Below are 26,010 nucleotides of genomic sequence, written 5' to 3'. Positions count from 1 at the left end.
CCCTTCGCGCAGGATGCAGCCATGCTTGATCGATCCTATCGGCGGGGCACTGAAGATTTCGTCAAGCACACACCTCATTGCGTCACATGCGCACAGAGGCCGGCGCGACGCTTGACATTCAGAGGTTGTAGGCATATTTCGACGACCCTCGCGAGCACCATGTTCGCGAACCAAAGCGAGCGAAACCGATGCAACCGAGACCGCAGCCAGGATACGAACAGATCCGCAAACCGTCGGCCAATCTACGGCCGATCGTCTGTGCATGCCCGGTTCATGGGAGCGGTCCCGCTTAAGCGCGATCGACAATCCGTACGTCACGGACCCTCCCGAGCCAGCCGCTTCGGAGGGTTTTTTGTTGCCCACAAGCGGTCTGGTCAAGCTCCGGCAAGGACAATCCCGAATGCCCGCGCGGCGTGCGCGCGGCTTTGTCCAGATTCAGCAGGAACCAAGACAATGCGACGACCTGATCCCTACCAGGAACGCGCCCGCGAACTCTGCCTCGCTGCGGGCATCGATCCGGATTCCCGCATCGGCGAAGGCCGCGGCCAGCCGGCCTGCTGCCTGTATCGCGACGCCGCCCGCAAGGAGAAGCTTGCGCGCGAGGCCGATGCGGCCTCGGCGGAGATCGCGATGCTGCGCCCGCAGGAGGAGCGCTTCAAGAACGCGCCGCTGAAGGTATTCGGCGAGCATAACGCGGCGACCATCAAGCAGATGCGAAACTGCATGGCGGTCGGCAACGTCGTGTCCGGCGTGATCTGCGCCGACGGCCATCTCGGCTATGCCCAGCCGGTCGGCGGCGTGATCGCCTACGAGAAGCAGATCAGCATCTCCGGCTTCGACATCGGCTGCGGCAACATGGCCGCGCGGCTCGATGTGCGCTTCGACGACATCCGCGAGACCGTCCCGACCATCATCCGCGACGTTGCCAAGGTGATCTCCTTCGGCATCGGCCGGAAGAATGTCGAGAAGGTCGAACATGCGCTGTTCGACGATAGCGACGCCTGGCGCGAGAGCGACATGGAGGCATACCGGCAGAAGGCCGTCGGCCAGCTCGGCACGGTCGGCTCCGGCAACCACTATGTCGACCTGATGCGCGACGAGGCAGGCTTCGTCTGGATCGGCGTTCACTTCGGAAGCCGCGGGCTCGGGCACACCAGCGCGACCCGCTACCTCAAGGCCGCCGGCGGCAAGGACGGGATGAATGTTCCGCCTGGCATCGTCGACGAGGATTCCGAACTTGGGCGCCGCTATATCGCCGCCATGCAGCTCGCCGGGCGCTATTCCTATGCGGGCCGCGAGTGGTCGTGGATCGTGTCCGCCAGATCATCGGCGGCAAGGTCACCGAGTCCGTGCACAACCACCACAACTACGCCTGGCGGGAAACGCATGACGGCAAGGATCTGTGGGTGGTGCGCAAGGGCGCGACGCCGGCCTTCCCCGGACAGCGGGGCTTTGTCGGCGGGTCGATGGGCGATGATGCCGTCATTCTCGAGGGCATCGATAGTCCGGAGGCCAAGGCCTCGCTCTACTCGACGGTGCACGGCGCCGGCCGGCTGTTCGGCCGCAACGAAGCGAAGCGCCGCTTCACGCGCGAGGAGATGGACCGCTGGCTCAATGAGCGCGGCGTCACGCTTGTCGGCGCCGATCTCGACGAGAGCCCGATGGCCTATCGGCGCCTGCCGGAGGTGCTTGCCCACCACGCCGGAACGGTGAAGGTGCTGCACACGCTGCGGCCGTATGCCGTGGCCATGGCCGGTGAAGGCGAGTTCGATCCGTTCAAGGACTAAAGCGAGGCGTACGCGCCTCGCTCGGGTGTGGTGGCGAAATGGGAACGCTGCGGTCTGCAAAACCGCCATGAGCCGGTTCGACTCCGGCCCACACCTCCAAGGCTTGTTGCCTGTCCAGGACCAGGAAGCTATCCTGGTCCTGCCCGTCGAGAACGTCTCCGGGCGATCCCCCAAATCCGCAAGTTCCGTCAGGCGTTCCGCGACCGCGGACCGCCTGCTCTCACGATCGCAAGCAAAGGACCTTCTCTTGAACGATCGCTTTGTCCTGATCTCCGGCTGCTCGGGCGGCGGCAAGTCGACGCTGCTGGCCGAGTTGCACGCGCGCGGTTATCCGGTTGTCGAAGAGCCCGGCCGCCGCATCATCGCCGATGAGCTCGCGTCCAGCGGCACCGCCCTGCCCTGGGTCGATGCGCCGGCGTTCCTGCGCCGCGCCATCGACGTCGCGCTGAAGGATATGGCGACCGCCAAGGCCCATGCCGGATGGGTGTTCTTCGATCGCGGCCTCGTCGATGCGGCCTCGGCGCTGGAGGCATTGACGGGCGAGACGGTGCTGCGCCCGATCTGCGCCGCCCGTCGCTACCACCGGCGCGTGTTCGTGACGCCGCCATGGCCCGAGATTTACGTCACCGACACCGAACGCCGCCACGGCTTCGAGGCGGCGGCAGCTGAGTATCACCGGCTGGTGCAGACGTTTCCGATGCTCGGCTACGACGTCATCGACCTGCCGAAGATCTCGCCATCCGCGCGCGCCGATTTCGTGCTGACGACGCTCGGCAGCGGCGGCGCATCGACGGCTTGATCAAACGAACCAACAGCGCTCCTAGAACGACGTCCCGCCACCGAACCGGAACTCCTGCACGATATCGTACTTGCCCTTCGTGATCGGCACTGCGTAGTCGAAGCGCAGCGGCCCGAACGGCGACGCCCAGATCAGGCCGACGCCGACCGAGGTCCTCACCACGTTCTCATCGTCATACTGCAGGCCGCATTTGCAGGCGGCGGTGTTCACCTCACCGGTCGCGGCCCACGACGTCGGGCCTTCATATCCCCACAGCGAGCCGGCATCCGCGTAGACCGCCCCCTTCAGCCCAACCTCCGAGGGCAGGAACCAGAACGGCATCTGCAGCTCCATCGACGCGCCCCAATATTTGGTGCCGCCGAGCGCATCCCCGACCGCCCCGAAGCTCGCATAGGTAATATCGCGCGGCCCGATGCCGTTGGTGGCAAAGCCACGCACCAGGTTCGGCCCCATCTGGAAATGATCCAGCATGCGCAGGTCGTTGTCCCCGACCTTGGTGAGCACGCCGCCCTGCAGGTGGATCAGCCCGACGAGATCGGACACCAGCGGGGTGTAGTATTTCGCGTCGACCGCGCTCTTCAGATACGTCACGTCGCCGCCGACGCCGGCAAAATCCTGCTTGAAGTCGATCAGCAGGCCGTCGGTCGGGTTCTTGTTGTTGTCGAGGGTATTGTAGGTCAGGGTGTAGCCGATCATCGAGGTCCAGGTCGCACCTGCGGCCAACTCCTTGCGCACGGGCAAGGTGGACTCGCCGTCGCCGTAGCAACCATAACCATAAAGCCCCGACGAGACCGAGTTCGTCGGATCGACGCCGCCGAGCACGCTCTTGATGTAGGCCGGCGTCGGATTGAATGCGAGCGATGTGTTGGACGCATTGTTGTTGCAATTGTCGTAGGCGCTATCGAGCGAGACTTCCTGCTGGTACAGCGAATAGCGCAACTGCAGCGTCAGGTCCTCGCGCAAGGCAAGACCCAACCGCGGCGAGAACCCGATCGTCTTCACGCCGTAGGTCGTGTAGGTCGTCGGCAGCTGCTCCTTGTAATAGGCATCGAGCCCGAGCGCGACGCGGTAGTGGAGCAGATACGGCTCGACAAAGGACAGCGACAGGCCGCGCGAGTACTGGCCGTAGCTGACCGATGCCTTCGCGAACAGGCCACGGCCGAGCAGATTGCGTTCGGAGACGCTGACTTCGGCAAGCGCGCCGTCGGTCGTGGAATAGCCGCCCGAGACGGAGAAGTCGCCGGTCGACTTTTCCTCCAGATCGACAACCAGGATCACGCGATCGCTCGATGAGCCCGGCTCGGTGGTGATCTTGACCGTCTTGAAGTAGTCCAGATTCTTCAGCCGCCGTTCGGCGCGATCGACCAGCGCGCGGTTATATGCATCGCCCTCGCAGAGATCGAACTCGCGCCGGATCACGTAGTCGCGCGTGCGGCCGTTGCCGCGGATGTCGATCCGCTCGATATAGGTCCGCGGCCCCTCCTCTATGCGAAACACGATCCCCACGGTGTGGGCCTCGAAATTGCGATCGCCATCCGGACGAACCACGGCGAAGGCGTAACCGCGGCGCGACGCCTCGATCTGCATGTCCTCGACCGACTTCTCGACCGCCTCGGCATTGTAGAGCGAGCCTTCGCTGACGCGCGAGAGCGAGCGCAGACTATTCGGATCGAAGCCCGCGATTGTCGATCGCAAGCTCACGGCGGCAACGCGGTACTGCTGTCCCTCGTCGATCTTGAACGTGACCTGAAAACCCTTGTGTTCCGGGTCATACTCGGCGAGCGCGGCCACGACCTGCACGTCGGCATAGCCGTGCTTCAGATAGAAGCGGCGGATCAGGTCGCGATCGGCCTCGACACGGTCGGGGTCGTAGATGTTGGCGGTGCCGAGGAAGCTCAGGAAGTTCGTCTCATGGGTCTTGATCACGTCCTTCAGGCGCGCCGCCGAATAGCTGTCGTTGCCCATGAACTCGATGGTCTTGATTCCGGTCTTCGCTCCCTCGTCGATGGTGAAGACGAGATCGACGCGGTTGTTCGAGCGTTCGATGATCTCCGGCTTGACGCGTACATCGTAGCGGCCCGAGTGGCGGTAGATCTCGGCGATGCGCAGCGCGTCCGACTGCACCATCGGCCGCGACAGCGTGCCGCGCGGTTTGGACTGCACCTCCGCCGTGAGCTGCTCATCCTTGACCTTCTTGTTGCCCTCGAACGCGACCCGGTCGATCACCGGATTCTCGATTACCGAAACGATGACCCGGCCGCCGGTATGACTGATCTTGACGTCCTGGAACAGGCCAGTCGCGACCAGCTCCTTGAGGCCGTCGTCGATGGCGGCCTGATCGAGACGGCCGCCGGGCCCCGGCCTGAAATAGGAGCGAATGGTCTCCGCCTCGACCCTGCGGTTGCCTTCGATCGTGATCGCATCAACCGATTGGGCTGCTGCGGGTGCCAACACCAGCCATGTCACCGATGTCGCCGGGATCGAACACCCCATGAGCACGATCGCTGCGACCAAGCTCCGCCACGTCTTCATTCCACACCTCGCAAACAAGCCGCCCGTTGTGACGGGATGCTGATGGCTGCGGTGTGGCTGCCGGATTGCGGGATTATTTCCAGTGATTGGGGACTGTAAGCGCCGAACGACGCGGCCATCGGCCCGGTTTGTTTCCGCCCGCGGGCGCTGCTTACAGTTCAGAAACACTATGCTTACGAAAAGGCGCAATGCCGCCCACAAGCGACGCGCATGCTGGTCGATTGGTGGCCAAGCCGACGCGCCGGAATGCGCGCAAATGCCCTTATGACGAGGCCCAGTCGCGGACCATGCTTGCACACACGCCAAAGATCCTGGTCGTCGAGGACGACCTGCCGACCAGAGACCTGATTGCCCGCTATCTCCGCGACCAATCCTGCCTGGTGGCCACGGCCTCGAACGGCAGGGAAATGGATCGTTACCTTGCCGGCCACTCGCTCGATCTCGTCGTGCTCGATCTGATGCTGCCGGGAGAGGATGGACTGACCCTGTGCCGCCGCCTGCGCGGCGACTCGACGATCCCGATCATCATGCTCACAGCGAAGGGCGAGGACCTCGACCGGATCCTCGGCCTCGAGATGGGAGCGGACGATTATCTCGCCAAACCGTTCAATCCGCGCGAGCTGCTGGCGCGGATCAACGCCGTGCTGCGCCGCCAGGCCCAGGCCGGCCTCGCCGGACGCTCCGGCCAGAGCGCGGCGCGCCTGCGCTTCCAGGACTGGGCCATCGACCTTCGCCTGCGCGAGCTGCGCGATCCCGACGGCGCCCAGGTCCCGCTGACCAGCGCCGAGTTCGACCTGCTGCAAGCGTTCTGCGAACGGCCCGGCCGGATCCTGACGCGCGATGGCCTGCTGACCATGACGCGCAGCCGCCCGGCCAGTCCGTTCGGGCGCAGCATCGACGTGCTGGTCAGCCGGCTCCGCCGCAAGCTCGATGCGGGCGAAGGACCATCGATCATCAGGACGGTGCGCACCGGCGGCTACATCTTCACGCCGCATGTTGAGGACGCATGAGCTGGACCCGCAGGATTGCCGCACTGTTCAGCTTCCGGCGGATCAGCGGCCAGATCGCCGCGCTGATCCTGCTTTCGCTGGTGTTGATCCACGCGCTGATCGGGCTCTATGTCACCGGCCAGAAACCGAGGTCATTTCCGGACCGGCCCGTCCACCAGTTCGAAATGATCGCAAAACTGCTGGCCGAGAGCCCCGCGGCCGATCGCGCAACGGTGCTGCAAGCTGCCAGGCGAGCCTTCCCCCAGTTGCACATTGTGCTGCATGAGGCAGGCCCAAGTACAACCAGCGATCCGCTGTCCTCCGCGAAGGCGGTGCCGGCCACGATCCGGTTGCCCGATGGAGCGATGGTCGAAGCGACGATCGGCTCGACAAAACTGCCGCCCTTCTTCGGCGGCTTCTGGGTCAGCACCATCCTGTTCCTGTTCGTCAGCGTTACGCTGCTCGGCGTGTGGGCCGGTCGTGCGCTCAGCGCGCCGCTGTCCGCCTTTGCCCGCGCCGCCGAGAATTTCAGCATCAGCCAGGCGGCTGCTCCGCTGCCGGAAAGCGGCCCGGAGGAAATCCGCGCCGCGGCGGTCGCGCTCAATCGCATGCGCGAACGCATCACCACGCTGATGAACGACCGCACGCGGATGCTGGCCGCCATCAGTCACGATCTGCGAACGCCGATCACCCGGCTGCGGCTGCGGTCCGAATATATCGAGAACGACGCCCAGCGTGCCGAGACCCTGCACGACCTCGACCAGATGCAGGCCATGCTGGAATCCGTGCTGTCGTTCCTGAGCGGCGGCAGCGCGGCGAAGCCGACCCTTGTGAACGTGGCCGCGCTTCTGCAGACGATTGGCGAGCAATTCTCCGATTTCGGTCATGTCGTGCGTTACCAAGGCCCGGTCAGGGCCTCGCTGCTGATCCGCCCCGGCGACATCAGCCGCACCGTGACCAACCTCGTCGAAAACGCCCTGCGGTTCGGCAGCGAGGTCGACATCCGGCTGACGGCATCCACGCACCAAACCATCATCGACGTCTCGGACGACGGCCCGGGGATTCCGGAGCATCGCCGCGCCGAAATGCTGAAGCCCTTCGTCCGCGGCGACGAGGCCCGCACCATGGACGAGAAGAGCGGGTTTGGACTCGGTCTTTCGATCGCTCAGGCCATGGTGAGCGGTCATGGTGGCGAGTTGTCCCTGCACGACAACACACCGCACGGCCTGCTTGTCCGCATCAGATTGCCGGGAGCCACGCATCTCGGATCGGATCGAAGCGGGGCGAGCCCGTCTCGATCAGAGCTTCGCGAGCTCGCGTAGACCGAACTTCGGGTCGCGTTCGTCCGCGGCTCGGCCGGCACGCTATGCAGCCGCCGATCAGCCCTTCTTCGGATCGCCGCGCGTGTGATGCAGCAGATTGTCGCGCAGCCTGACCACACTCTTCTGCACGATCGGAAATTCGTCGCCGAGCCCGGTGGCTTCGACCAGCGACGCGTTGATCTCCTTGTCGAGCAGGCGCCGGCCGGCCGGCGTCAGGCTCACCCGCACCTGCCGCTCGTCGGCGGGATCGCGGGTACGGCTGATGTAGCCGCTCTGCTCCAGCTTCTTGAGGATCGGCGTCAGCGTGTTGGATTCCAGGAACAGCTTTTCGCCGAGCGCGCTGACGGTCTGCTCGTCCGCCTCCGACAGCGCGATCAGGGCAATGTACTGGGTGTAGGTCAGGCCGAACGCGTCGAGAATCGGCTTGTAGGCGCGGCCGAAGGCCAGATTGGCCGAATAGACCGCAAAGCACAGAAAACTCGATAGTTTTCGGCCCTTTGTGTCGGCCTTGGACGAACGGGTCACGGGCGTCTCCGGAGTTTGTGAAGTCCAGACCAATATAAATCGTATCCGATTAAATCGGAAGAGCTTGACACCGCCTGACCCGGGATCTATTTCAACTCGCATCCGATTATATCGGGTACGATCTATATTCATCCAAAAGGAGTTCGCCATGACTGCCAATGCAAAGGTTCTCGTCACCGGAAAGACCCACGTCACCGCCGGCCCGAACGGCGTCGCCCGCTCGCGCGACGGCTTCCTCGACGTCAAGCTGCCGCAGCCGCACCCCGCCGCCGAAAACCTGTTCGCCGCCGCCTGGTCGGCCTGCTACATCGGCGCAATCCAGCTCGCCGCCGGACAGCGCAAGGTGAAGCTCGCGAGCGAGCCCGAGGTCGACGCCGAGATCGACCTGAACCAGGCCGGCGGCGCCTTCTTCCTGAGCGCCCGCCTCAACGTCCACGTCCCAGGCGTCGAGCGCGAGGTTGCGCAGGAGCTGATCGAAGCCGCGCACGGCATCTGCCCCTACTCCAAGGCGGTTCACGGCAACATCAATGTCACGACCACCCTCGTCTGAAGCACAGGGATGACGACCTCCGACGCGAACCGGGCTCTTGCCGGTTCGCGGTCGGACAGACCCAGAAGACAAACCCGGAGTTCAAGATGACCAGGAAGCTGTTGAAGGCGACGCGCCTCCTCGCAAGGACGGCCTTGTTCGCTGCAAGTCTCCTGACGATCCCGAGCGCGCAGGCGCAGCAGCCGGCTGGCATCGCCCGAACCGATCTGCAGCGCCATGATCTCAGTGCGCCTGGACGTGAAGCCGTCCAGGTGCGCGTCGACATCGCGCCGCGCAAGGCATTCGGCCAGCACACCCATCCCGGCGAAGAGATCATCTATGTGCTGGCAGGCACACTCGAATACGATGTCGAGGGCAAGCCGCCGGCAACGCTGAAGGCCGGCGACGTGCTGTTCATCCCGGCCGGCACCATCCACGCGGCGAAGAACGTCGGCGACGTGACGGCCAGCGAGCTTGCGACCTATATCGTCGAGAAAGACAAGCCGCTGCTGACCCTCGTGGAGTGACTGATGCCGCCTGCTCGCACCTACGCAATTCTCATCTTGGAGCGAGCGCGGCGACATCACATCACTTGGTGCACTGAACCTCCGGCTGACGCACCGTCCGCCCATTGAAGATCAGGAAGCTGATCGCGGCCATGATCCAGACGCCGATACCGCCGTAAAGCATCACCCAGCCAAAACCGCTCGCCAGCGCCTGATGTACGATCGGACCGGTCAGTTCCGGCGCGGATGCGGCATCGCCGGACGCGATCCGCTCGGCAAGGACACGGAGTTGCGCGCCATCGAGCGCCGGCAGCACGGCCCTCAGATGCGCGAGCACGCCGCTCGCCAGGATGAACCCCATCAGCGCGATGTTGACCGACAGGGAGACCATCCGCGCGCTCATGTCGATGCCGGAGGCCATGCCGGCGCGATCGCTCGAGACCGAGCCGGTCGTCGTGTTGGTGACCGGCGTATTGGTGATCCCAAGGCCGATGCCGGCAAGCAGGCAGCCCGGCAGCATCGTCAGCCAATCGGGCTGCGCGGCGGCGCTGCCGAACTTCATCAGCATGAATCCGGTGCCGATGGTGAACAGTCCCGCCGGAATGATCAGACCCGGCTGATAGCGCAGCGACAGGCGCTCGGCGAACGGCGGCATCACCAATGTCGGCAGCGTGTAGGCGAGCAAGGCGAGTCCCGCGGACACGCTGTCATAGCCGAGGCCGGCGTGAAACCAGATCGGCAGATAGATCATGAACGGCCAGTAGCTGAGGTTCATCGCCGCCGAACCGACAATCGAACCGGAGAACGCGGGGATCCGGAACACGGAAAAATCGAACATCGGCCGCCGGCTGATTCTCTCGGCGACGAGGAATGCAATGAAGCTCATCGCAGAGACGCCGAGGATCGCAAGCCCCTTCGGGCTGGCAAAGCCGAGATCCGGCCCCTGCGTGATGTAGAAGGCGAGACAGAACACCGCGAGCGACATCGTCACGATACCGGCGACGTCGAGGCTGCTGGCCTTCGGGTCCTTCGATTCGTGCACGCCGCCGATCGTGAGGACGAACGCGACGGCTGCGAACAGCACGTGGACGAGAAACACCCACTCCCAGCTCAGCACCGCGACCACGGCACCGCCGATGATCGGCCCGAAGCCGAGACCGATGCCGAAGATGACGCCCACCAGCCCCAGGCGACCGCACGCAGGCGGCCACCCTGGAATTCGTGCGACAGCACGGCGATCTGGCAGATCAGGAGCGCGCCACCGCTCAGGCCCTGCAGGAAGCGGGCAACGATCAGCATCTCGACGCTCGAGGCGACGCCGCAGATCAGCGAGGTGATGCCGAAAGCCGCGATCGCGACCAAGAAGATGCGCTTGCGTCCGTAGCGGTCCGCCACCGTCCCAATCGCCATCAGCACCGTCGTCACCGCGATGGTGTAGGCGTTCATGATCCATTGCAGCGCCTTGAAGTCGGCATGCAGCACCCGCTCCAGCGTCGGCAGGATCGCGGGGATGCTGGAAATCTCCAATCCGAACATCAGGCAGGCAAGGCATACGGCGGAGAGAACGACAGCGCCGCGGCGGCTCAGTTCAGTAGACATGATCAGGCCTTTTGTTGTGGCAAGCCAACGGCATACCGCACGCTGTTGCCAGGGTGCTGGCAGCAGCGTCGGTCGATCGACTCACGATGTATTGAGGCAGCAGCGGCAGGAATCGGGTGGCCACGGCGCTTCACGACACAAAGCTAGTGACGCCTTGAGCATTGGTGAATTGGATGACTAGATATTTCAGAGACAACAATTCCGGATGACTGACATGACCACGCTCGACATCGACGCCGTGAAGACCTTCGTGACCATCGCCGAGCTCAAGAGCTTCACCCGTGCCGCCGAAGCGCTCGGCACGACGCAAGGCGCGATCAGCGTCAAGCTGAAGCGGCTGGAACGCCAGGTCGGCCACAGGCTGATCGAGCGGACGCCGCGGCTGGTGCGCCTGTCGGCCCAGGGTGCCGAGTTCCTTGCACCCGCGCGCGAGCTGCTCGCCGCGCATGATCGCGCCGTCGCCGGGCTGTCGTCAGCCCGCCGCCGCTTTTCACTGGGGATCGCCACGCACGTCGGCGCCCCCGAACTTCCCACCCTGCTCGCCCGGTTGAGTGCACATGATCCCATGCTTACGATCGAGGTGCGCCTCGACGATGCCCGTGACCTGCTCGACACCTTCGATCGCGGAATGATCGACGCCGTGATCATCTTCCGGGACGACGATCGCCGCGACGGCGTCGTTCTCGGCCCCGATCATTTCGGCTGGTTCGCCACGCCGGAGTTTCTCCATCGCGCCGGAGAGCCGTTTCGATTGGCCGCATCGTCACCCGCCTGCGGCATCCTCAACACCGCGACGCGCGCGCTCGACGCGGCGGGATTGCCATGGACGGAAACCTTCCTCGGTTGCGGAGCTTTTGCCGTCGCCGAGGCGGTCTCGGCGGGCCTCGCGATCTCGGTGTTCTCACGCCGGGTGGCGCCGCCCGGCACAATCGAGGTGACGGAGAAGTTCGGCCTTCCCGCCTTGCCCCCATCCGAGATCATGCTGCTGTCGACACTGTCAGACGCCAGGTCGCGCGCGGCGTTGAAGACGTTGGCAAGTGCCTTTCGCGAGCACCATCGTCCGCCTGCGAGCACAACGAGGAACGCGCGAACCGTGGCCGTCGCTGTCGGATCCTGAACAATCAGCGACGCGCAGATCGCCTGCCGGCTAACGCCGCGCCCGCTCGGTGCGTCTTCCCTCGAACAACGCGCGCTCGGCCGCGAGCGCCTCGGCGAGAAAATCCAGCGTGGCACGGATGCGCGCGGTGCGCCTGAGATCGTCATGCGTCAACAGCCATAGCGCCGATCGCGGCTCGGCGAGCGGCTTCGGCGCGAGGCGGCGCAGCGCCGGCGCGAGATCGCCGACATAGCACGGCAGCAGCGCCAGCCCCATTCCCGCCGCCGCGGCGTCGCGTAGCGCCGGAAGCGCATCGACGCGGCAGGCGACGCGCGCCGCACGCAGGTTCTCGCGCATCCAGCCGGCGATCACGGTTCCCGCCAGCGCGTCGTCGAGCCCAATCCAGTCATGCGCAGACAGATCCTTGTCGTCGCGCCGGGCGAGATAGGCGCGCGATCCGTAGACCGCATGGGCAATGTCGGCGATGCGCCGCCCGACCAGCAGCTCGGACGGCGCCGGCGTCGGCCGAATCGCGATGTCGGCCTCGCGGCGCGTCAGGTTGGCCATCGCATTCGAGACGATGATCTCGGGCTGGATCTCCGGATGCGCACGGCGCATCCCGGGCAGATGCCGCATCAGCACCGCCCCGAGCGTGTCCGTCGTCGTGATGCGGACCGGGCCGGCCGGCCTGAGGTCCTGTCCGGCCAGCCTACGCTCGAGCGCGAGCACCTCGTCCTCGAGCCGGGCCGCCGACGCCGCTGCGGTCTCACCGGCGGGCGTCGGCGCATAACCGTCGCGGAAGCGCTCGAACAGCCGCGTCCCGATCGCCGTTTCGATCGCGCCGAGCCGGCGAAACACCGTGGAATGAGTCACGCCCAGTCTGCGCGCCGCGCCTGAGAGGCTGCCCTCGCGCGCGACCGCGAGGACAAGACGAAGGTCATTCCAGTCGAGAGGGCTGTGCATTTTTGCAAACTCATTTGGCAGCTTTGGATAATACCATATCACAAATGAACAGGCCATCTTCCGGGACGTTGGAGCGGAGCGCCGACGATGCAGAGGAGCTGGCAAGTGACGAGCGAAACCACCGAGACGTTGCAATTGCACGACACGCTGCCGGTAACGGTCGACCCGCGGCGATGGCTGGCGCTGCCTGTGCTGCTGACGGGCGCCTTCCTGCCGATCCTCGACTTCAACGTCGTCAACCTCGCGCTACCGGCCATTCGCGCCAATCTCGGCGCGACGGCGAGCGAGATGCAGTTCGTGATCTCGGCCTATGCCGCGACCTACGCGGTCTTCCTGATCACGGGTGGTCGGCTCGGCGACCTGCTCGGCCGGCGGCGCATGTTCCTGACCGGTGTCGCCGGCTTCACGGTCGCTTCCGTGCTGTGCGGCATTGCATGGTCGCCCACCGTACTGGTCGCCGGACGGATCCTGCAAGGCCTCACCGCCACCGTGATGGCGCCGCAGGTGCTCGCGTCGATCCGCGTGCTGTTTCCCGCGGCAGAACAGGGCCGCGCGCTCGGCTTCTACGGCGCGACGTTCGGCCTTGCCAACATCTGCGGCCAGGTGCTCGGCGGCGTGCTGGTGTCGACACATCCGTTCGGCCTCGCCTGGCAGGCGATCTTCCTGATCAACCTGCCGATCGGCCTTGTCGCGTTCATCGGCGGCCTGCTGTACCTCGCCGACTCGCGCGCCGATCATGCACAGCGGCTCGACGTCGGCGGCGTCGTCCTGCTGTCGCTCACGCTCGGCCTTCTGGTCTATCCGCTGATCGAGGGACGCGAATCCGGCTGGCCCGTCTGGATCATCGCGATGCTGCTGGCGTCTCCGCTAATGCTTGCGGCTTTCGTCCGCTTCGAGGCGCGGCTGTCCGCACGTGGCGGCGATCCGCTGGTTGCCCTACAACTGCTGCGCAACAGCGACTTCGTGATCGGGCTGGTGATGGCGCTCGCCTTCTACATGCTGTCGTCGTTCTATTTGACCTTTGCGGTCTACCTGCAAAGCGGGCTGCATTTTTCACCGCTGGCGGCCGGCCTTGCCACCCTGCCCTTTGCGACCGGCTTCTTCGTGAGCTCGCTGGTATCGTCGCTGGTGATGCAGTGGCTCGGCGCGCGCACGCTAACGCTTGGGTTCGCGCTCCAGGTCATTGGCTTCGGCATCGTGATGCTGTCGGTGAGCGGCGTGCTTCCGCAGAGTGCCGAATTCGGCCTGATCTGCGGCGGGCTAGGCTTCGGCACCGTGATGCCGTCGGTCATCAAGGTCGTGATCGGCAGCATCGATCCGCGCCACGCGGGACTCGCGTCAGGCATGATGATCTCGACCTTCCAGATCGGCGCCGCACTCGGCGTCGCCGTGATCGGCGGCGTCTTCTACAGCCTGCTCGGGCCGCACCCGCACGCCGACGACTATGCACACGCCTTCACGATCGCGCTCGGCTGCAACGTCGCGCTGCTGGCGCTCGGCGGCTGGCTGTCGCTGTGGCTGCCGCGCGAGCCGGCGGCAAGTTGACATCGTCGCAACCGATGGTGAATGCCATGAAGCTCATGATCAACGGCATCTGGCGCGGCGATGTCGAGCCGACGCCCGAACTGCGGGCACAGCAGATGATCCATGCCGGTCGCTTTCGCGACCGCATCAGCGCAGACGGCGCGTCGGGTTTCCGCGCGGAGCCGGGGCGCTATCACCTCTATGCGTCGCCGGCCTGTCCGTTCTCGCACCGCGTCCTGATCGTGCGCGCACTCAAGCAACTGGAGGACATCGTCGGCCTCTCGATCCTGCATCCCCATTGGGACTCGCCGAATGGCTGGGGCTTCGCGGATACCGCGCTGTCGACAATCGACGGTGCCGGCAATGGCTTCCGGCGTCTGCACGAGGCCTATCGCGCCTCGGCGCCGGACTATACCGGCAAGGTCACCGTTCCAGTGCTTTGGGATCGGCGCTCATGCCGCATCGTCAACAATGAATCGCTCGAGATCGCAGCAATGCTGAACGACGCCTTCGATGCGATCGCCGGCGATCGCGGTCCCGATCTCTGCCCTGCCGATCTCAAGTCCGAGATGGACGACCTGAACGACGGGATTGCCCGCCGGCTGTCGGTCGGCGTCTACGCAGTGGCCGGCGCGACGCATCAGGGCGCATACGCCGCAGCGATGGATCAGTTGTTCGGTTTTCTGGATGAACTCGACGGCCGGCTGAGCGACGACCGCCGATTTTGCCTCGGCGAACGTCCAACGCTGGCCGATGTCCTGGTCTACGCAACGCTGGCGCGCTTCGACGCCGTCTACAATCCGCTGTTCCGCGCGAGCCGCAGGCGGCTTGTCGACTATCCGCACCTGCCGAGGCTGCTGAAGCGTTTCCACGCCCTTCCCGGCGTCGGCGCGACGCTTCGTTACGACCATATCCTCACGCACTACTACGATGGCGATTGGGCGGTTGCGGCCCGCCGCGGCATCGTGCCGGAGCTTCCGATGACGAACTGGCTTGCTCCGGATCGGACAACACAAACTGGAGAGCGCCCATGACCACACCACTGTACGACGCCTCCGTCCCCGTGTTCCGCCAGATGCTCGACGCTCTCGCCGACCTGCTGCGCAAGGGCGAGGCTCACGCCCGCGAGCGTGGTCTCGATCCCGACGCCATGCTCGCGGCGCGGCTGGCGCCCGACATGCTGACGCTGGTCGGTCAGGTGCAACGGGCCAGTGATCACGCCAAGGGTGCCGCCGGGCGGCTCGCCGGTCTCGAGCCACCGCCGTTTGCCGACGACGAACAGAGCCTCGCCGAGGCTCACGACCGCATCTCGCGGACGCTCGACTATATCGACACCGTTCCGCTGCAGGCATTCGACCAGGCGGCAGAACGCATCATCACGTTGCCCTTCGGCGTCCCGCCAATGCCGGCGGCGCGCTACCTCTACGGCTTCGCACTGCCGAGCCTGTTCTTCCACGTCACCACCGCCTACGCCATCTTGCGCCATCGCGGCGTGCCGCTCGGCAAGCGGGATTTCCTTGGCAGTTACCTCCCGAACTGATCGCTACTTTTTCGCCACCTCGCGAAGCGTGGTGTAGACCCACTCGGCACCCTGCTTGACGGCCTCGACGCCGATCCGTTCGTCGTTGCCGTGCATCCGGCTCAGGATGTCGTCGTCGAGCGGATACGGATAGATGCCGTAGACGGGTACGTTGCGCTCGCGCCAGGCGGTGGCGTCAGTCCCGGCCTCGAACATGGTCGGCACCAGGACGGCGTCCTTCCAGACCCGCTTGGCGTTGCGCTCCAGCGCGGCATAGAGTTCGGTATCGACCGGCGAGCCCGGCATCTTGCTCCGCATCAGATAAGCGTCCCGCGCCTCCTGCTGCGTCAGCGAGGTCACAATGCTGACCTCGATGCCGGGATCGCCGACCACGCGCTTGATCTCCGCGATCATCTGGTCGGTCGTCGTTCCCGGCAGCAGCCGCGTGTTCACGACCGCCTTGGCGTCGCCTGGGATGACGTTTGGCTTGATGCCGGCGTCGATCATCGTGATCACCATGGTGTCGCGCAGAAGGGCGTGCAGCAGCAGGCTGTCCTTGGGATTGTCGGCGACCAGTTTCTTGCCGGCCGCTTCGAGCTCGCTCTGGTCCTTTGCGGCCAACAGCTGCTTGATATCGGCTGCCGTCTGTTCCGAACTGATCGGAAGCAGCGCCTTGAAATAGGCTTCCGTCGCCGGCACCAGCTTGACGGCCGGATCGTGCACCGCGAGCTTGGCCAGCGCCGCGACCAGGCGGTCGTTGGCCATCGTGCCGGCTGGAAACGGCCGCGACGAATGGCCGGAGGGACCGGTCGCCCTCAGGGCAAACGTCGCCGAGAGTTTTTCCGCCGTCGTGACATTGATCTGCCGCACCGTGCCGTCGCGCTCCTGCAGGACGTAACCACCCTCGTTCAGCGCGAATTCCGCGTCGATCTTGTCCCAATGGTTCTTCGCCAGCCACACCGTGCTGTACTGCCCCTGCTCCTCGTCGGCCTCGGCCAGGAAAATCACATCGCGCGCCAGCGGCGTCTTCTCCTCCGCCAGCCGCATCACGGCGCTGGCAAAGACGGCGAGCCCGCCCTTGAAGTCCATCGCGCCGCGCCCGTAGACGAAACCGTCCTTTTCGACGCCGCCGAACGGCTCCACGGTCCACTTCTCGCGCTCGACCGGAACGACGTCGGCATGCGCGGCGAGCAACACAGGCTTCTTCGAGCCGTCGCCGCGCAGCCGCGCGATGAAATGCGCGGCCTTGCCGTTCGGAGCGACGAAGATGTCCACCTCGGCGCCGAGCGGTGCGAACTGCGACTTCAGATACTCGGCGAGCGCCCGCGTATCGCCCGGGCCATTCGAGGTGTCGAACGAGATCAGCTTCTTGAGCAAGGCAACCGTGCGGTCCCCATTCGGGTCGGCGGCGGCAAGTCCGGTTCCAAAGAGAAAGACACCAGTGGCAAGCATCAAGGCGGCGAGATTGTTTCTGGTCTGCGACGTCACGTTTTTCTTCCTCCCGTTTTGATCAAGCGTATCTCGCACGGCCGGCGTCAGTGAGCCCTTCCGAACAGCAGTTTCAGCATGGCTGCCGCGACAAGTGTCGTCAGGGCGAGGCCGGTCGAGAGATAGAGTGCGCTCGCATCGCCGAACCGGTCGATCACGATCGCATAGGCCAACGGCGCTGCCGCCGGCAGGATGAAGCTCGGCACGATGAGTCGGCCAACCAGCGTGCCGTAGCTGCGATGATCGAACAGGATCAGCGGCAGCGTTCCCCTGGTGATGGTCAGAATGCCATTGCAGGCGCCGTAGAGCAGCGCGAAGGCGATCGCCATCTGCTTCGACGACCCGCTGAACAATCCCGCGATGAAGGAGAGCGGCATGATCAGGCAGGCCATCAGATTGAGCGCCAGCGGATCGAGCCGTGCACCGAACAGCACCTCGCAGAGACGCGCGGCGGATTGCCCGATGCCGCGCAGCGTTGCGATCCAGACGGCCACGGTGACGGTGAGCCCGAGGCCTGAGAGCACCGCGATCATGTGCGCCGACATGCCAGCATTCAGGAAATTCGCGCCGGTCATGATCACGGCGTAGAGCGCGCCCGCCGCCGCAAGCCGCTCCCGGCCAACGGCCCGTGGCTTCCTGGATGCCACCGTGTCCGAACGCGACACGCCGGCGAACCGCTCGTTCGGAATCAGCAAGTGCAGCGGGATCGTCAGCAGCGCGAGACCGGCATAGACCAGCACCGCGATGCGCCAACCGAACTGTTCCGAGAGCATGTGGCCGAGCGGCCAGAACACGGTGGCCGCCAGGCCGCCGAGCAGGGTGATCCCGGACATCGCGCGGCGCGCCTCCGGTCCGCCGATTCGGGCCAGCGCCGCGAATGCCGCATCGTACAGCGTCAACCGCATGCCGAGCCCGAGAACGATCCACGATGCGTAGTAGGTGCCGATCTGATGCGAGACCGCGAGACCCGCGCAGCCGAGCGCGTTGATCACCGCGCCTGCGACCATGACCTGACGGCCACCGCTTCTGTCCACCCACCTCCCCGCAAGGGGCGACGTCACCCCCATCACCAGCAGCGCCGCGGCGAATCCGCCGTAGACGATGTCGCGCCCCCAGCCAAGCTCCGCTGATATCTGCTCGCCGAAGCCGCCGATCAGATAGTAGGTCGCGCCCCACGAGATCAGTTGAGCCAGCCCAAGGGCGGCCACGACGCGGCGGGCGATCACGGCGGCAGTTCCCGCTCCGCGGGAAGCGCCGATGCGCCCGGCCCAAGCTGCCGCTGCATCAGCACGGTGTCGACCCATTGCCCGAGCTTGAAGCCGACCGATCTCAGCGTGCCGACCATCTCGAAGCCCATGCGCCGGTGCAGCGCGATCGATCCGGCGTTGCCGCTGTTGCCGATCACGGCGATCATCTGTCGCCACGGCCCCGCCTCCGATCGCTCGATCAGCGCCTGCAGCAGCGCAGCCCCGACGCGGCGGCCGCGCAAGGCTTCCGACACGTACACCGAGTCTTCGATTGTGTTGCGATAGGCGGGCCGCGGCCGGTACGCCGTCGCGTAGGAGTAGCCGGCCACGCGTCCATCGACATCGGCCACAAGATACGGCAGCCCCGCGGCCAGCACGGCGGCGCGGCGCCGGAGCATCTCGTCGAGCATTGGCGGTTCTTCCTCGAAGGTCGCGAGCCCGTTGAGCACGTGGTGCGCGTAAATGCGCTGCACCTCAGCCATGTCGACCTCTGTGGCGTCGCGGATCACGGTGGCTTCGCTGTCTCTCATCCTTGCACTCTCGTCCTGCGGCATCATGCCTGTGCTTCGGCGGCGCGTCGGCGCTTTCTGCACGCACCATGGGTTCAACTCGACATCGCTGCGCGACAGTCCGACATCCGCCAGCAGACGATCGTCGAGCTCGCGGAGCGCCTGCCAGCGGCGGATGCGCGAATGCGGTGAGACCGCGAGGTAGCGCCCCAGCTCGACGATAACGCCGCCAATGCGCTTGAGGCCAGACAATGCCTGCTCCCGATCTGCCGAAGCCGTCGCTTGCCGGACTATGCGCTCCGGTCGTATATAAGTGAAGCTTTGATAACTTATGCGATGTATAAGCGTTACTTTGATGAAGAACCTCAATCTCGACTATCTCGAAAGCTTCGCTGTCGTGATCGACAGCGGCAGCTTCTCCGCCGCGGCCGAGCGGCTTCAGCTGACCCAGCCTGCGGTGAGCCTGCAGGTGCGCCAGCTCGAACGCAGCCTGAATGCGACCTTGATCGAGCGGGTCGGACGACGGGCCAGGCCGACGGCTGCCGGCGTCGCGCTGCTGTCGCACGCGCATCAGATCAACGCGGCGGTGACGTCGGCGGTCGACGCCGTCGCACAGCAGACCACGGGTACCGCGGGCCGCGTGCGGCTCGGCACCGGCGCCACCGCCTGCATCTTCCTGCTGCCACCGATCCTCAGGGAGTTGCGGGCAGCAATGCCCTCACTTGAGATCACGGTCACGACCGGCAACACCGCGGAGATCGCGCGGGCCGTCGAGGACAACACGATCGACATCGCGCTGGTCACGCTGCCGGTGTCGGGCCGCAGCTTCGAGGTCACCCCGGTCATGAACGATGAGTTCGTGCTGATCGCGCCGCGCGAGATGAAGCTGCCGGCGCGGATCACGCCGGAGGTGCTGGCGACCAGGCCGGTTCTGCTGTTCGAGCCCGGCGGCAACACCAGGCGCACCGCCGACGAGTGGCTGGCGCGCGGCGGCGTGTCGCTGAAGCCGTTGATGTCGCTCGGCAGCGTCGAGGCGATCAAGGAGATGGTGCGCGCCGGCCTCGGCTGCGCGATCCTGCCCGGCATGGCCGTCCCGGCCAAGCCCAGGCAGCATGACCTGATCGTCCGGTCGCTATCGCCGAAACTCTACCGCCGGCTCGCGGTCGTGATCCGCCGCGACAAGCGCCTCGACCGTGGCCTCCGGCAGACGTTGGCAGCGCTGAAGGCGCTCACGGCCGCAAAGAACGATGGCGGCTAGGGAGGACGCCGCGCGTCCTCCCTGCTCCACCCTCAAGTCGCCTTGCGTTCCTGCTCGGCGATCTTGCGGAACGCAGCCTCGCCGGCGTCGGTCACGGCCGCCCATTTCGCGTTCGGCGCAGTCTCGACCTCGTAATTGTCGTGCCAGTTCCACCATTTGTAGGTCGGGCCCTGCGGATAGCCCTTCGGCGAATCCTCCCAGAGCTCCTGGCGGCCGAACGGGGTGATGTCGAGATAGCTCCACACCGTGCCCATCGATTCGTCGCCGCGGCTGTTGACGAGATAGGTGCGGAAGATCCGATCGCCGTCGCGGATGAACACGTTGTGGCCGTGCCACTCGGCGACGCCGAAATCGGCGTCGAAACTGTCGGTGATGGTGTACCACGGCATCTCCCATTCCATCCGTGCCTTCAGCCGCGCGATGTCGGCCTGCGGCGCGCGCGAGGCGTAGGCCAGCGTGGTGTCGCGCTGGTTGAGATGCGAGAGATGGCTGACCTGATCGGCGCCGAGCGAGCAGCCGCGGCAGCCATGATCCGGCCAGCCGAACACGCCGGGCTCGAAGAACGCGCGGTAGACGATCAACTGCCGGCGGCCCTCGAACAGGTCGAGCAGGCTCGCCTTGCCATTCGGTCCCTCGAACACATACGGCTTCTCGACCGCCATCCAGGGCATCCGCCGCCGCTCGGCCGCGAGGGCGTCGCGCGCGCGCACCTGCGCCTTTTCCTTCACCAGCAGCTCCAGGCGCGCCGCCTCCCACGCCTCGCGTGACACCACGGGCGGCGTCTGCATTCCCGCCAGCCCGCCGCGATCGTTTTCAGCCGATTTGCTCATGATGATCTCCATCTCTCGAATTGGACGAACTCCGGCACCACTGCGCAGTTCCATTGCTGGCGGCCGTTCGTCATTGGCCATGCCGTAATCTGGCGCGGCGGCGGCGGACGGTGGGAGTGACAAGTGTGTCGGGATTTTCATGCTCTATTTCGAGTTGGTGCGCCGGCTCGGCCCCGGCCGCGCCGCCTACACGCTCGCATTGGTCCCGCTCGTCGCGCTCGTGCTGTCGGCGCTGTTCGCGCAACTCGCGCTCGGCTGGCCGGTGCTCGCCGGCGCCCCGCGATCCTGGCCGGCAACGTGCTCGTGATGGCGCACGCCTGGTGCGCCTGCCCGCCGCGCACCAATTGACGCGACGACGATATCTGACTAAAGTCAGATATATGCTCGACCCAGTTTCCCGCGTCCGCCGCTTCAACCGTGCCGTCACCTCCGCCGTCGGCGCGCTCGACACCTCGTTCCTCGGCCGCGGCCGGCCGCTCGGCGCGGCGCGTGTATTGAATGCGATCGGGCACGGCCGCACTGACGTCGGCGAGATCAGGGACTATCTCGGGCTCGATTCCGGCCTGATGAGCCGGCTGCTGCGTAGCCTCGAAGACGAAGGGCTGATCGAGACCACGGCGCATGACGACGATGCGCGCCGCCGCATCGCCAAGCTGACGGCGGCGGGCAAGCGCGAGTTCAACGCCTATGAGGCGATCTCCAACCGCCAGGCGACGGACTTCCTCGCCCACCACACCCAACGCGAGGCGCTGCTGGCGGCGATGGATCTGATCGCCTCGGCGCTCGGGCGCGATGGCACCGCGCTGCACGAGACGGATCCGCGGAGCGAGGAAGCGCGCTACTGCCTCGGCGAATACTACGCCGAGTTGGCGCGGCGGTTCAAACAGGGCTTTGACGTCAAGCTGTCGCGCGATCCCGACGCCAAGGACATGGTGCGGCCGCGCGGCAGCTTCATCGTGGCGATGTCGGACGGCCTGCCGCTCGGCTGCGTCGGGCTGAAGGGTGGCGGCCGCGAATACGCCGAGATCAAGCGGCTGTGGGTCGCGCCTGCCGCGCGCGGCCTCGGCCTCGGCCGCCGCCTGATGGACGCGGCTGAAAGTTCCGCGCGCGAGCTCGGCATCGCACTATTGCGGCTCGACACCAACAGCGCGCTGGCGGAAGCCGGCCAGCTCTACCGCCGAAGCGGCTGGACCGAGATCCCGCGCTTCAACGACGACCCCTACCCCGATCTGTTCTTCGAAAAGCGTCTCTGAGCGGCGCGCCGCGTGCGGACTCCTTATCCGCGTGTTGTCCGGCGCGATGTGCTGACCTAAGACAATGGGATGACCATTCGACCCATCGTCCGCTATCCCGATCCGCGGCTGGCGCTGCCCGCCGAGCCTGTGACCATGTTCGACGACGCGCTGCGCGAGCTGGCGCAGGATCTGCTCGAGACCATGGGCGCCGCGCCCGGCATCGGTATCACCGCGCCGCATATCGGCGTGGCGCAGCGCGTGGTGGTGCTCGAGCTCGACGCGCGCGAGGGTCCGCGGACCTATGTCAATCCGGAAATCATCTACACCTCGGACGAGATCATCCTGCACAAGGAAGGCAGCGTCTCGATGCCCGGGGTCACCGACGAGGTTGAGCGCCATGCGCGGGTCCGCATCCGCTACCAGGATCTAGACGGCAACATGCAGATCGAAGAATCCGACGGCCTGCGCGCCGTCTGCCATCAGCACGAGATCGACCAGCTCGACGGCGTGTTCTGGATCAGGCGGCTGTCGCGCTTGAAGCGGGAGCGCCTGATCAAGCGGTTCGAGAAGATGTCGCGCGCGTGAGCCGACTTCACCCTCCCGCCATCAAATCCTTCGCCAGCGCCATGTAGGCCGGCAGCGTCACCGGGTCGTTGGCGGCGTTCCCGGCCATCGGGTGCGAGGCGTAACGCGCGATCACCATCTCGGCTTTCGGATCGATATAGATGCCCTGGCCGTGCACGCCGCGCGCCATGAAGGCGCCGTGCGCATTGTGCGTCACCCACCATTGATTGCGGTAGGACGCGCCCGGCAGCGTGGTGTAGCCGGCCGGCTTGAATTTTTCGGGATCACCGCCGCGTGCGATGTCTTCCACGACCGATGACGGCACGATCTGGCGGCCGTTGAAGCGGCCGTGATTGCGGATGGTCTCGCCGAAGCGGGCGAGGTCGCGCAGCGTGGTCGACAGCCCGCCACCACCGCTTTCGGTGCCAATGCGGTCGACGTGATAATGCGCGTCCTCCTCCGCGCCCATCGGCGCCCAGATCTTGTCGGAGAGCAGGTCCGACAATGTCATGCCGCTGGCGCGCCTGACGATCCAGGCCAGCACATCGGAATTGACGGTCTTGTAGGCGAACGCCTTGCCGTGCTCTCCCTGCTTCTGCTGCGCGCAGAGGAAATCGAAGATGGTGGTCGCGCCGTCATAGCCTGGCGGGATCGGCGCCATGCCGTTGGCGCGGCGCAGCCCCCAAACATCGGAATTCTTGTCGGTGTAGACCTCGGTGTATTTGAGGCCGGTGGTCATATCCATCGCCTCCTGCACGCGGGCATCGCCGAACGCGCTGGCCTTCAATTCCGGCACATAGTCGGTGACCGGCGCCTGCGGATCGATCTTGCCCTCGGCGATCAGGATGCCGGCGAGCGTGCCGGTGAACGACTTCGTCACCGACATCGCGATGTGCGGCTTGTGCGGCTTCAAGGCGCCGAAATAGCGCTCGTAGATCAATTTGCCCCGGTGCAGCACGGCGACGCCGTCGGCATAGCTGTCCTCCAGCATGCGCGCGAAGGTCTGCGGACGGCCATCCATCGTCACCGACGCGGACGCGCCGATGTCGTGATCCTCGCGCGGCAACACCGACGCTCCACCCGCCCCGCGCCAGACATTCACGGTCGGCACCAGCTGGCGAATGTTGCTCCAGGCCCAGCGCAATTCGGGGAAGCTGCGGAACGAGCCGTCCTGGAACGTGACGGCCTTGTCCTGCGGCGGCGGAAAGCCCTGCATCCAGCCGAGCGCTTGCGGATCAGTCTCGGCGGCGGTGGCGGGCTGTTGTTGATTGGCGGCTGCGACGGACATCAAGGCTGGCTCCAGAGCTGCGATACGAATTTCGTATCACGCAACGGAATGAGGCACACCCCGCGTTTGCGCCGAGGTGGTCGTCGCCCCGAGCGCATGCCGGCGCCAGGATTTCCGGCACACGGATTACCCTGCGGCCGCCCGCTCGATCGCGGCGATGTCGATGTTCTTCATCGTCATCATCGCCTCCATCGCGCGCCGCCCGGCAGCGCGATCGGATCCGTTGACCAGTTCGAGCAGCCGCCGCGGCGTGATCTGCCAGGTGAAGCCCCAGCGATCCCGACACCAGCCGCACGGCAATTCCTTGCCGCCATTGCCAACCACTGCATTCCAGTAGCGGTCGGTCTCCTCCTGGCTGTTGGTCAGCACCATGAAACTCACCGCCTCGTTCGGCGTGAAGTTGTCGCCGCCGTTCAGCCCGACGAAGCGGCGGCCAAGCACGGTGAACTCGACCGTCAATTCGTCGCCCTGCCCGATGCCCGCGATCGGCGAGACATGCCCCGCATCGACGTGGCTGTCGGGAAAGGTCGCGGCGTAGAACTCCGCCGCTTCGCGCGCCCGGCCCTGATCGAACCACAGGCATGTAACGAGATCCGTCATCGCAGTCTCCTTTGTTTGCGCGGAGGACGGTTGGCGAAGACACCAGCCGACAGGCTGACGAAAATAATTTGCGGGAACTCCGTTTGCCGCAACCCTCTACGCACGCCAACGTCGTCCTGGCGAAAGCCAGGACCCATAACCACCGAATTTGACGATAAACGGGACTCTGGCCCCCACGTCGCATAGCCAATTGCCATTTGAGGTAATGGGTCCTGGCCTCCGCCAGGACGACGGCGGTTGATCAATTTCGACCCGGACGTCAAACACGCGGTGTCATCCCGCTCCCTCAGTCGCGCGATACGGACAATCCCGCGAGAAGCGGCGCGTAAGCGGCGAGCCTGCGCGATACGAACTCGGTGAAGAACCGCACGCGCTTCGTCTTGCGTGTCTCGCCCTGGGTGAGAAGCCAAAGCGTTCCGTACATGTGCAGGCCGGTGCCTGGCACCCTCACCAGAAGCGGGTCGGCATCGCCGATGAAGCACGGCAGTGTCGTCATCCCGAGCCCCTGTCGTACCGCAACGATCTGCGCCTCGGCGTCCGTGATCCTGAACGGAACCCCCGTGGCGCGAACCTCACCCTCGTGGGCCCAGTCCGGGACTCCGTGCATGCTGATGACGATCCACCTGACAGGATCAGGCGCGCCCGCGCGCCACGCGGCCAGTCGATCGCGCGACATGTAGATTCCGCCGAACAGCTCCGGTCCCTTCTGGCCGTGAAGATTGAGCGGCAGGGTCTTGCGGTCGTAGACGACGCGGATCGCGACGTCGGCCTCCCGGTTGGTCAGGTTTGCCAGCTCGCCGGACGACAGGATGTCCATCTCGATGTCCGGATGCAGGCGCGCGAAATCGGCGAAGTCCGGCATCAGCAAGTGTGTCACCAGCGGCGGCGCCAGCGTGACCCGCAGACGCCCGCGCACGCTCTGGTCGCGCCCGAAGACGCGCGTCTGCAACTGGTGCGACGACGCATCCATCTGGTTCGCGAACTCGAGCACCTCCTCCCCCGCCGCCGTCAGGCGGTAACCCGACGGCAGCTTCTCGAACATCTGCGCGCCGAGGCGCTCCTCGAGTTGGGCGATGCGTCGCAGCACGGTCGAGTGATTCACCCCGAGGTGCTCGGCGGCAGCCCGCACCGAGCCGCCGCGCGCGACGGCAAGAAAATAGCGAACGTCATCCCAGTCGATCATGGTGCAATCCGGCACCGCATGGTGCGCCTTCCAGGGCCCGCATCTAACACATCGAACAGCAATACGGGCAGCCATCATAGTCTATGCCGACGAGCGCGGCCGGGTTCCGCACGAGCGG

Annotated in this window: 24 protein-coding genes, 1 tRNA gene and 2 pseudogenes; 16 read left to right on the top strand and 11 right to left on the bottom strand. The window is 65.6% G+C overall.

Going from position 1 to position 26,010, the window contains the following annotated elements; genetic code table 11:
- Positions 1–21 precede the first annotated feature (21 nt).
- The 4 genes and pseudogenes from CK489_RS42795 to CK489_RS25230 form a co-directional block, all read left to right on the top strand.
- Positions 22–1,239 (top strand): annotated as a pseudogene (locus CK489_RS42795) (RtcB family protein); the annotation flags it as partial.
- A 65-nt stretch (positions 1,240–1,304) separates the two neighbouring features.
- Positions 1,305–1,787, top strand: a complete 483-nt coding sequence (locus CK489_RS42655) for an RtcB family protein (protein ID WP_283807305.1) — start codon at positions 1,305–1,307, stop codon at positions 1,785–1,787.
- A gap of 24 nt (positions 1,788–1,811) precedes the next feature.
- Positions 1,812–1,886, top strand: a tRNA-Cys gene (locus CK489_RS25235).
- Positions 1,887–2,034: 148 nt separating this feature from the next.
- Positions 2,035–2,586, top strand: coding sequence for an AAA family ATPase (locus tag CK489_RS25230; RefSeq protein ID WP_095734197.1), 552 nt, complete (start codon positions 2,035–2,037; stop codon positions 2,584–2,586).
- A gap of 21 nt (positions 2,587–2,607) precedes the next feature.
- Here the strand turns inward: CK489_RS25230 and bamA are convergent, their stop codons facing one another.
- Positions 2,608–5,079 (bottom strand): outer membrane protein assembly factor BamA, encoded by a 2,472-nt coding sequence (gene bamA / locus CK489_RS25225; protein WP_502694149.1) that lies wholly within the window; start codon positions 5,077–5,079, stop codon positions 2,608–2,610.
- A 326-nt stretch (positions 5,080–5,405) separates the two neighbouring features.
- Between bamA and CK489_RS25220 the strand changes: the two genes are divergently transcribed.
- Together CK489_RS25220 and CK489_RS25215 are read left to right on the top strand one after the other, a co-directional pair.
- Entirely contained in the window at positions 5,406–6,128 is a 723-nt protein-coding gene (locus CK489_RS25220; RefSeq protein ID WP_095734656.1) for a response regulator, read from the top strand.
- A complete protein-coding gene (locus CK489_RS25215; protein ID WP_095734195.1) occupies positions 6,125–7,429 on the top strand; it encodes an ATP-binding protein in 1,305 nt (434 codons plus the stop codon). Before CK489_RS25220 ends, CK489_RS25215 begins: the two co-directional genes overlap by 4 nt.
- A gap of 57 nt (positions 7,430–7,486) precedes the next feature.
- On the opposite strand, the gene CK489_RS25210 is transcribed toward CK489_RS25215, so the two are convergent.
- A complete protein-coding gene (locus CK489_RS25210; protein WP_050626935.1) occupies positions 7,487–7,954 on the bottom strand; it encodes a MarR family winged helix-turn-helix transcriptional regulator in 468 nt (155 codons plus the stop codon).
- Positions 7,955–8,102: 148 nt separating this feature from the next.
- Between CK489_RS25210 and CK489_RS25205 the strand changes: the two genes are divergently transcribed.
- Both CK489_RS25205 and CK489_RS25200 read left to right on the top strand, forming a co-directional pair.
- Positions 8,103–8,504, top strand: coding sequence for an Ohr family peroxiredoxin (locus CK489_RS25205; RefSeq protein ID WP_198961021.1), 402 nt, complete (start codon positions 8,103–8,105; stop codon positions 8,502–8,504).
- Positions 8,505–8,590: 86 nt separating this feature from the next.
- Entirely contained in the window at positions 8,591–9,010 is a 420-nt protein-coding gene (locus CK489_RS25200; RefSeq protein ID WP_095734194.1) for a cupin domain-containing protein, read from the top strand.
- A gap of 61 nt (positions 9,011–9,071) precedes the next feature.
- On the opposite strand, the pseudogene CK489_RS25195 reads toward CK489_RS25200, so the two are convergent.
- Positions 9,072–10,525: pseudogene (locus CK489_RS25195) on the bottom strand (MFS transporter).
- Between the two features lie 277 nt (positions 10,526–10,802).
- Here CK489_RS25195 and CK489_RS25190 point away from each other — a divergent pair.
- Positions 10,803–11,705 (top strand): LysR family transcriptional regulator, encoded by a 903-nt coding sequence (locus CK489_RS25190; RefSeq protein WP_198961020.1) that lies wholly within the window; start codon positions 10,803–10,805, stop codon positions 11,703–11,705.
- 30 nt (positions 11,706–11,735) lie between these two features.
- Here CK489_RS25190 and CK489_RS25185 read toward each other — a convergent pair whose 3' ends face one another.
- Positions 11,736–12,647 carry a LysR family transcriptional regulator gene (locus tag CK489_RS25185; protein WP_095734192.1) on the bottom strand — a complete coding sequence of 304 codons (912 nt, stop codon included), beginning with the start codon at positions 12,645–12,647 and terminating at the stop codon, positions 11,736–11,738.
- A 105-nt stretch (positions 12,648–12,752) separates the two neighbouring features.
- Between CK489_RS25185 and CK489_RS25180 the strand changes: the two genes are divergently transcribed.
- From CK489_RS25180 to CK489_RS25170, 3 genes are read left to right on the top strand one after another with little or no spacing between them, the layout of a single operon-like run.
- Positions 12,753–14,192, top strand: coding sequence for an MFS transporter (locus tag CK489_RS25180; RefSeq protein ID WP_245350504.1), 1,440 nt, complete (start codon positions 12,753–12,755; stop codon positions 14,190–14,192).
- A 26-nt stretch (positions 14,193–14,218) separates the two neighbouring features.
- On the top strand, positions 14,219–15,205 hold the full coding sequence (locus tag CK489_RS25175) for a glutathione S-transferase C-terminal domain-containing protein (protein WP_158226500.1): 987 nt from the start codon (positions 14,219–14,221) through the stop codon (positions 15,203–15,205).
- A complete protein-coding gene (locus CK489_RS25170; protein WP_050626943.1) occupies positions 15,202–15,711 on the top strand; it encodes a DUF1993 domain-containing protein in 510 nt (169 codons plus the stop codon). The genes CK489_RS25175 and CK489_RS25170 overlap by 4 nt, the downstream gene beginning before the upstream one ends.
- Before the next feature lie 3 nt (positions 15,712–15,714).
- On the opposite strand, the gene CK489_RS25165 is transcribed toward CK489_RS25170, so the two are convergent.
- Genes CK489_RS25165 through CK489_RS42790 form a run of 3 tightly spaced genes read right to left on the bottom strand, consistent with a single transcriptional unit; the run spans position 15,715 to position 19,303 of the window.
- Complete coding sequence (locus CK489_RS25165; protein WP_095734189.1) at positions 15,715–17,178, bottom strand: M20/M25/M40 family metallo-hydrolase; 1,464 nt, start codon at positions 17,176–17,178, stop codon at positions 15,715–15,717.
- 47 nt (positions 17,179–17,225) lie between these two features.
- On the bottom strand, positions 17,226–18,404 hold the full coding sequence (locus CK489_RS25160; protein WP_050626945.1) for an MFS transporter: 1,179 nt from the start codon (positions 18,402–18,404) through the stop codon (positions 17,226–17,228).
- Positions 18,401–19,303 (bottom strand): GNAT family N-acetyltransferase, encoded by a 903-nt coding sequence (locus CK489_RS42790; protein WP_349626944.1) that lies wholly within the window; start codon positions 19,301–19,303, stop codon positions 18,401–18,403. Before CK489_RS42790 ends, CK489_RS25160 begins: the two co-directional genes overlap by 4 nt.
- Here CK489_RS42790 and CK489_RS25150 point away from each other — a divergent pair.
- A complete protein-coding gene (locus CK489_RS25150; protein WP_095734187.1) occupies positions 19,290–20,192 on the top strand; it encodes a LysR family transcriptional regulator in 903 nt (300 codons plus the stop codon). The two genes, CK489_RS42790 and CK489_RS25150, sit on opposite strands and share 14 nt — an antisense overlap.
- Before the next feature lie 32 nt (positions 20,193–20,224).
- On the opposite strand, the gene CK489_RS25145 is transcribed toward CK489_RS25150, so the two are convergent.
- Positions 20,225–21,022: a DUF899 domain-containing protein gene (locus CK489_RS25145; RefSeq protein WP_050627071.1), complete on the bottom strand. Its 798-nt coding sequence runs from the start codon at positions 21,020–21,022 to the stop codon at positions 20,225–20,227.
- Positions 21,023–21,161: 139 nt separating this feature from the next.
- Here CK489_RS25145 and CK489_RS25140 point away from each other — a divergent pair, with 139 nt between their 5' ends.
- The 3 genes from CK489_RS25140 (at position 21,162) to CK489_RS25130 (ending at position 22,842) form a co-directional block, all read left to right on the top strand.
- Positions 21,162–21,329 carry a hypothetical protein gene (locus CK489_RS25140; RefSeq protein WP_198961019.1) on the top strand — a complete coding sequence of 56 codons (168 nt, stop codon included), beginning with the start codon at positions 21,162–21,164 and terminating at the stop codon, positions 21,327–21,329.
- 73 nt (positions 21,330–21,402) lie between these two features.
- Positions 21,403–22,275, top strand: a complete 873-nt coding sequence (locus tag CK489_RS25135; protein ID WP_050626947.1) for a bifunctional helix-turn-helix transcriptional regulator/GNAT family N-acetyltransferase — start codon at positions 21,403–21,405, stop codon at positions 22,273–22,275.
- A 69-nt stretch (positions 22,276–22,344) separates the two neighbouring features.
- Entirely contained in the window at positions 22,345–22,842 is a 498-nt protein-coding gene (locus tag CK489_RS25130; protein WP_095734186.1) for a peptide deformylase, read from the top strand.
- A gap of 7 nt (positions 22,843–22,849) precedes the next feature.
- Here CK489_RS25130 and CK489_RS25125 read toward each other — a convergent pair whose 3' ends face one another.
- From CK489_RS25125 to CK489_RS25115, 3 genes are all read right to left on the bottom strand, one after another.
- On the bottom strand, positions 22,850–24,109 hold the full coding sequence (locus CK489_RS25125; protein ID WP_095734185.1) for a serine hydrolase domain-containing protein: 1,260 nt from the start codon (positions 24,107–24,109) through the stop codon (positions 22,850–22,852).
- Between the two features lie 126 nt (positions 24,110–24,235).
- Complete coding sequence (locus CK489_RS25120) at positions 24,236–24,709, bottom strand: VOC family protein (protein ID WP_050626950.1); 474 nt, start codon at positions 24,707–24,709, stop codon at positions 24,236–24,238.
- Positions 24,710–24,995: 286 nt separating this feature from the next.
- Positions 24,996–25,892, bottom strand: a complete 897-nt coding sequence (locus CK489_RS25115; RefSeq protein ID WP_095734184.1) for a LysR family transcriptional regulator — start codon at positions 25,890–25,892, stop codon at positions 24,996–24,998.
- Positions 25,893–26,010: the final 118 nt, after the last annotated feature.

It is taken from the genome of Bradyrhizobium sp. UFLA03-84 (assembly GCF_002289535.1).
GTDB lineage: Bacteria > Pseudomonadota > Alphaproteobacteria > Rhizobiales > Xanthobacteraceae > Bradyrhizobium > Bradyrhizobium viridifuturi.
The sequence above is the reverse complement of the archived record's forward strand: the minus strand, read 5'-3'. Positions and strand labels throughout refer to the sequence as shown.

Bases quoted from the DNA above. Each gene is read 5' to 3' on its own strand.
- CK489_RS25200 (WP_095734194.1), top strand. From the start codon at position 8,591: ATGACCAGGAAGCTGTTGAAGGCGACGCGCCTCCTCGCAAGGACGGCC.
- CK489_RS25135 (WP_050626947.1), top strand. From the start codon at position 21,403: ATGCTCGACCCAGTTTCCCGCGTCCGCCGCTTCAACCGTGCCGTCACC.
- CK489_RS25215 (WP_095734195.1), top strand. From the start codon at position 6,125: ATGAGCTGGACCCGCAGGATTGCCGCACTGTTCAGCTTCCGGCGGATC.
- CK489_RS25115 (WP_095734184.1), bottom strand. From the start codon at position 25,892: ATGATCGACTGGGATGACGTTCGCTATTTTCTTGCCGTCGCGCGCGGC.
- bamA (WP_502694149.1), bottom strand. From the start codon at position 5,079: ATGGGGTGTTCGATCCCGGCGACATCGGTGACATGGCTGGTGTTGGCA.
- CK489_RS25150 (WP_095734187.1), top strand. From the start codon at position 19,290: ATGAAGAACCTCAATCTCGACTATCTCGAAAGCTTCGCTGTCGTGATC.
- CK489_RS25190 (WP_198961020.1), top strand. From the start codon at position 10,803: ATGACCACGCTCGACATCGACGCCGTGAAGACCTTCGTGACCATCGCC.
- CK489_RS25175 (WP_158226500.1), top strand. From the start codon at position 14,219: ATGAAGCTCATGATCAACGGCATCTGGCGCGGCGATGTCGAGCCGACG.
- CK489_RS25145 (WP_050627071.1), bottom strand. From the start codon at position 21,022: ATGAGCAAATCGGCTGAAAACGATCGCGGCGGGCTGGCGGGAATGCAG.
- CK489_RS25130 (WP_095734186.1), top strand. From the start codon at position 22,345: ATGACCATTCGACCCATCGTCCGCTATCCCGATCCGCGGCTGGCGCTG.
- CK489_RS25140 (WP_198961019.1), top strand. From the start codon at position 21,162: ATGCTCTATTTCGAGTTGGTGCGCCGGCTCGGCCCCGGCCGCGCCGCC.
- CK489_RS25170 (WP_050626943.1), top strand. From the start codon at position 15,202: ATGACCACACCACTGTACGACGCCTCCGTCCCCGTGTTCCGCCAGATG.
- CK489_RS25185 (WP_095734192.1), bottom strand. From the start codon at position 12,647: ATGCACAGCCCTCTCGACTGGAATGACCTTCGTCTTGTCCTCGCGGTC.
- CK489_RS25205 (WP_198961021.1), top strand. From the start codon at position 8,103: ATGACTGCCAATGCAAAGGTTCTCGTCACCGGAAAGACCCACGTCACC.
- CK489_RS25125 (WP_095734185.1), bottom strand. From the start codon at position 24,109: ATGTCCGTCGCAGCCGCCAATCAACAACAGCCCGCCACCGCCGCCGAG.
- CK489_RS25220 (WP_095734656.1), top strand. From the start codon at position 5,406: ATGCTTGCACACACGCCAAAGATCCTGGTCGTCGAGGACGACCTGCCG.
- CK489_RS25120 (WP_050626950.1), bottom strand. From the start codon at position 24,709: ATGACGGATCTCGTTACATGCCTGTGGTTCGATCAGGGCCGGGCGCGC.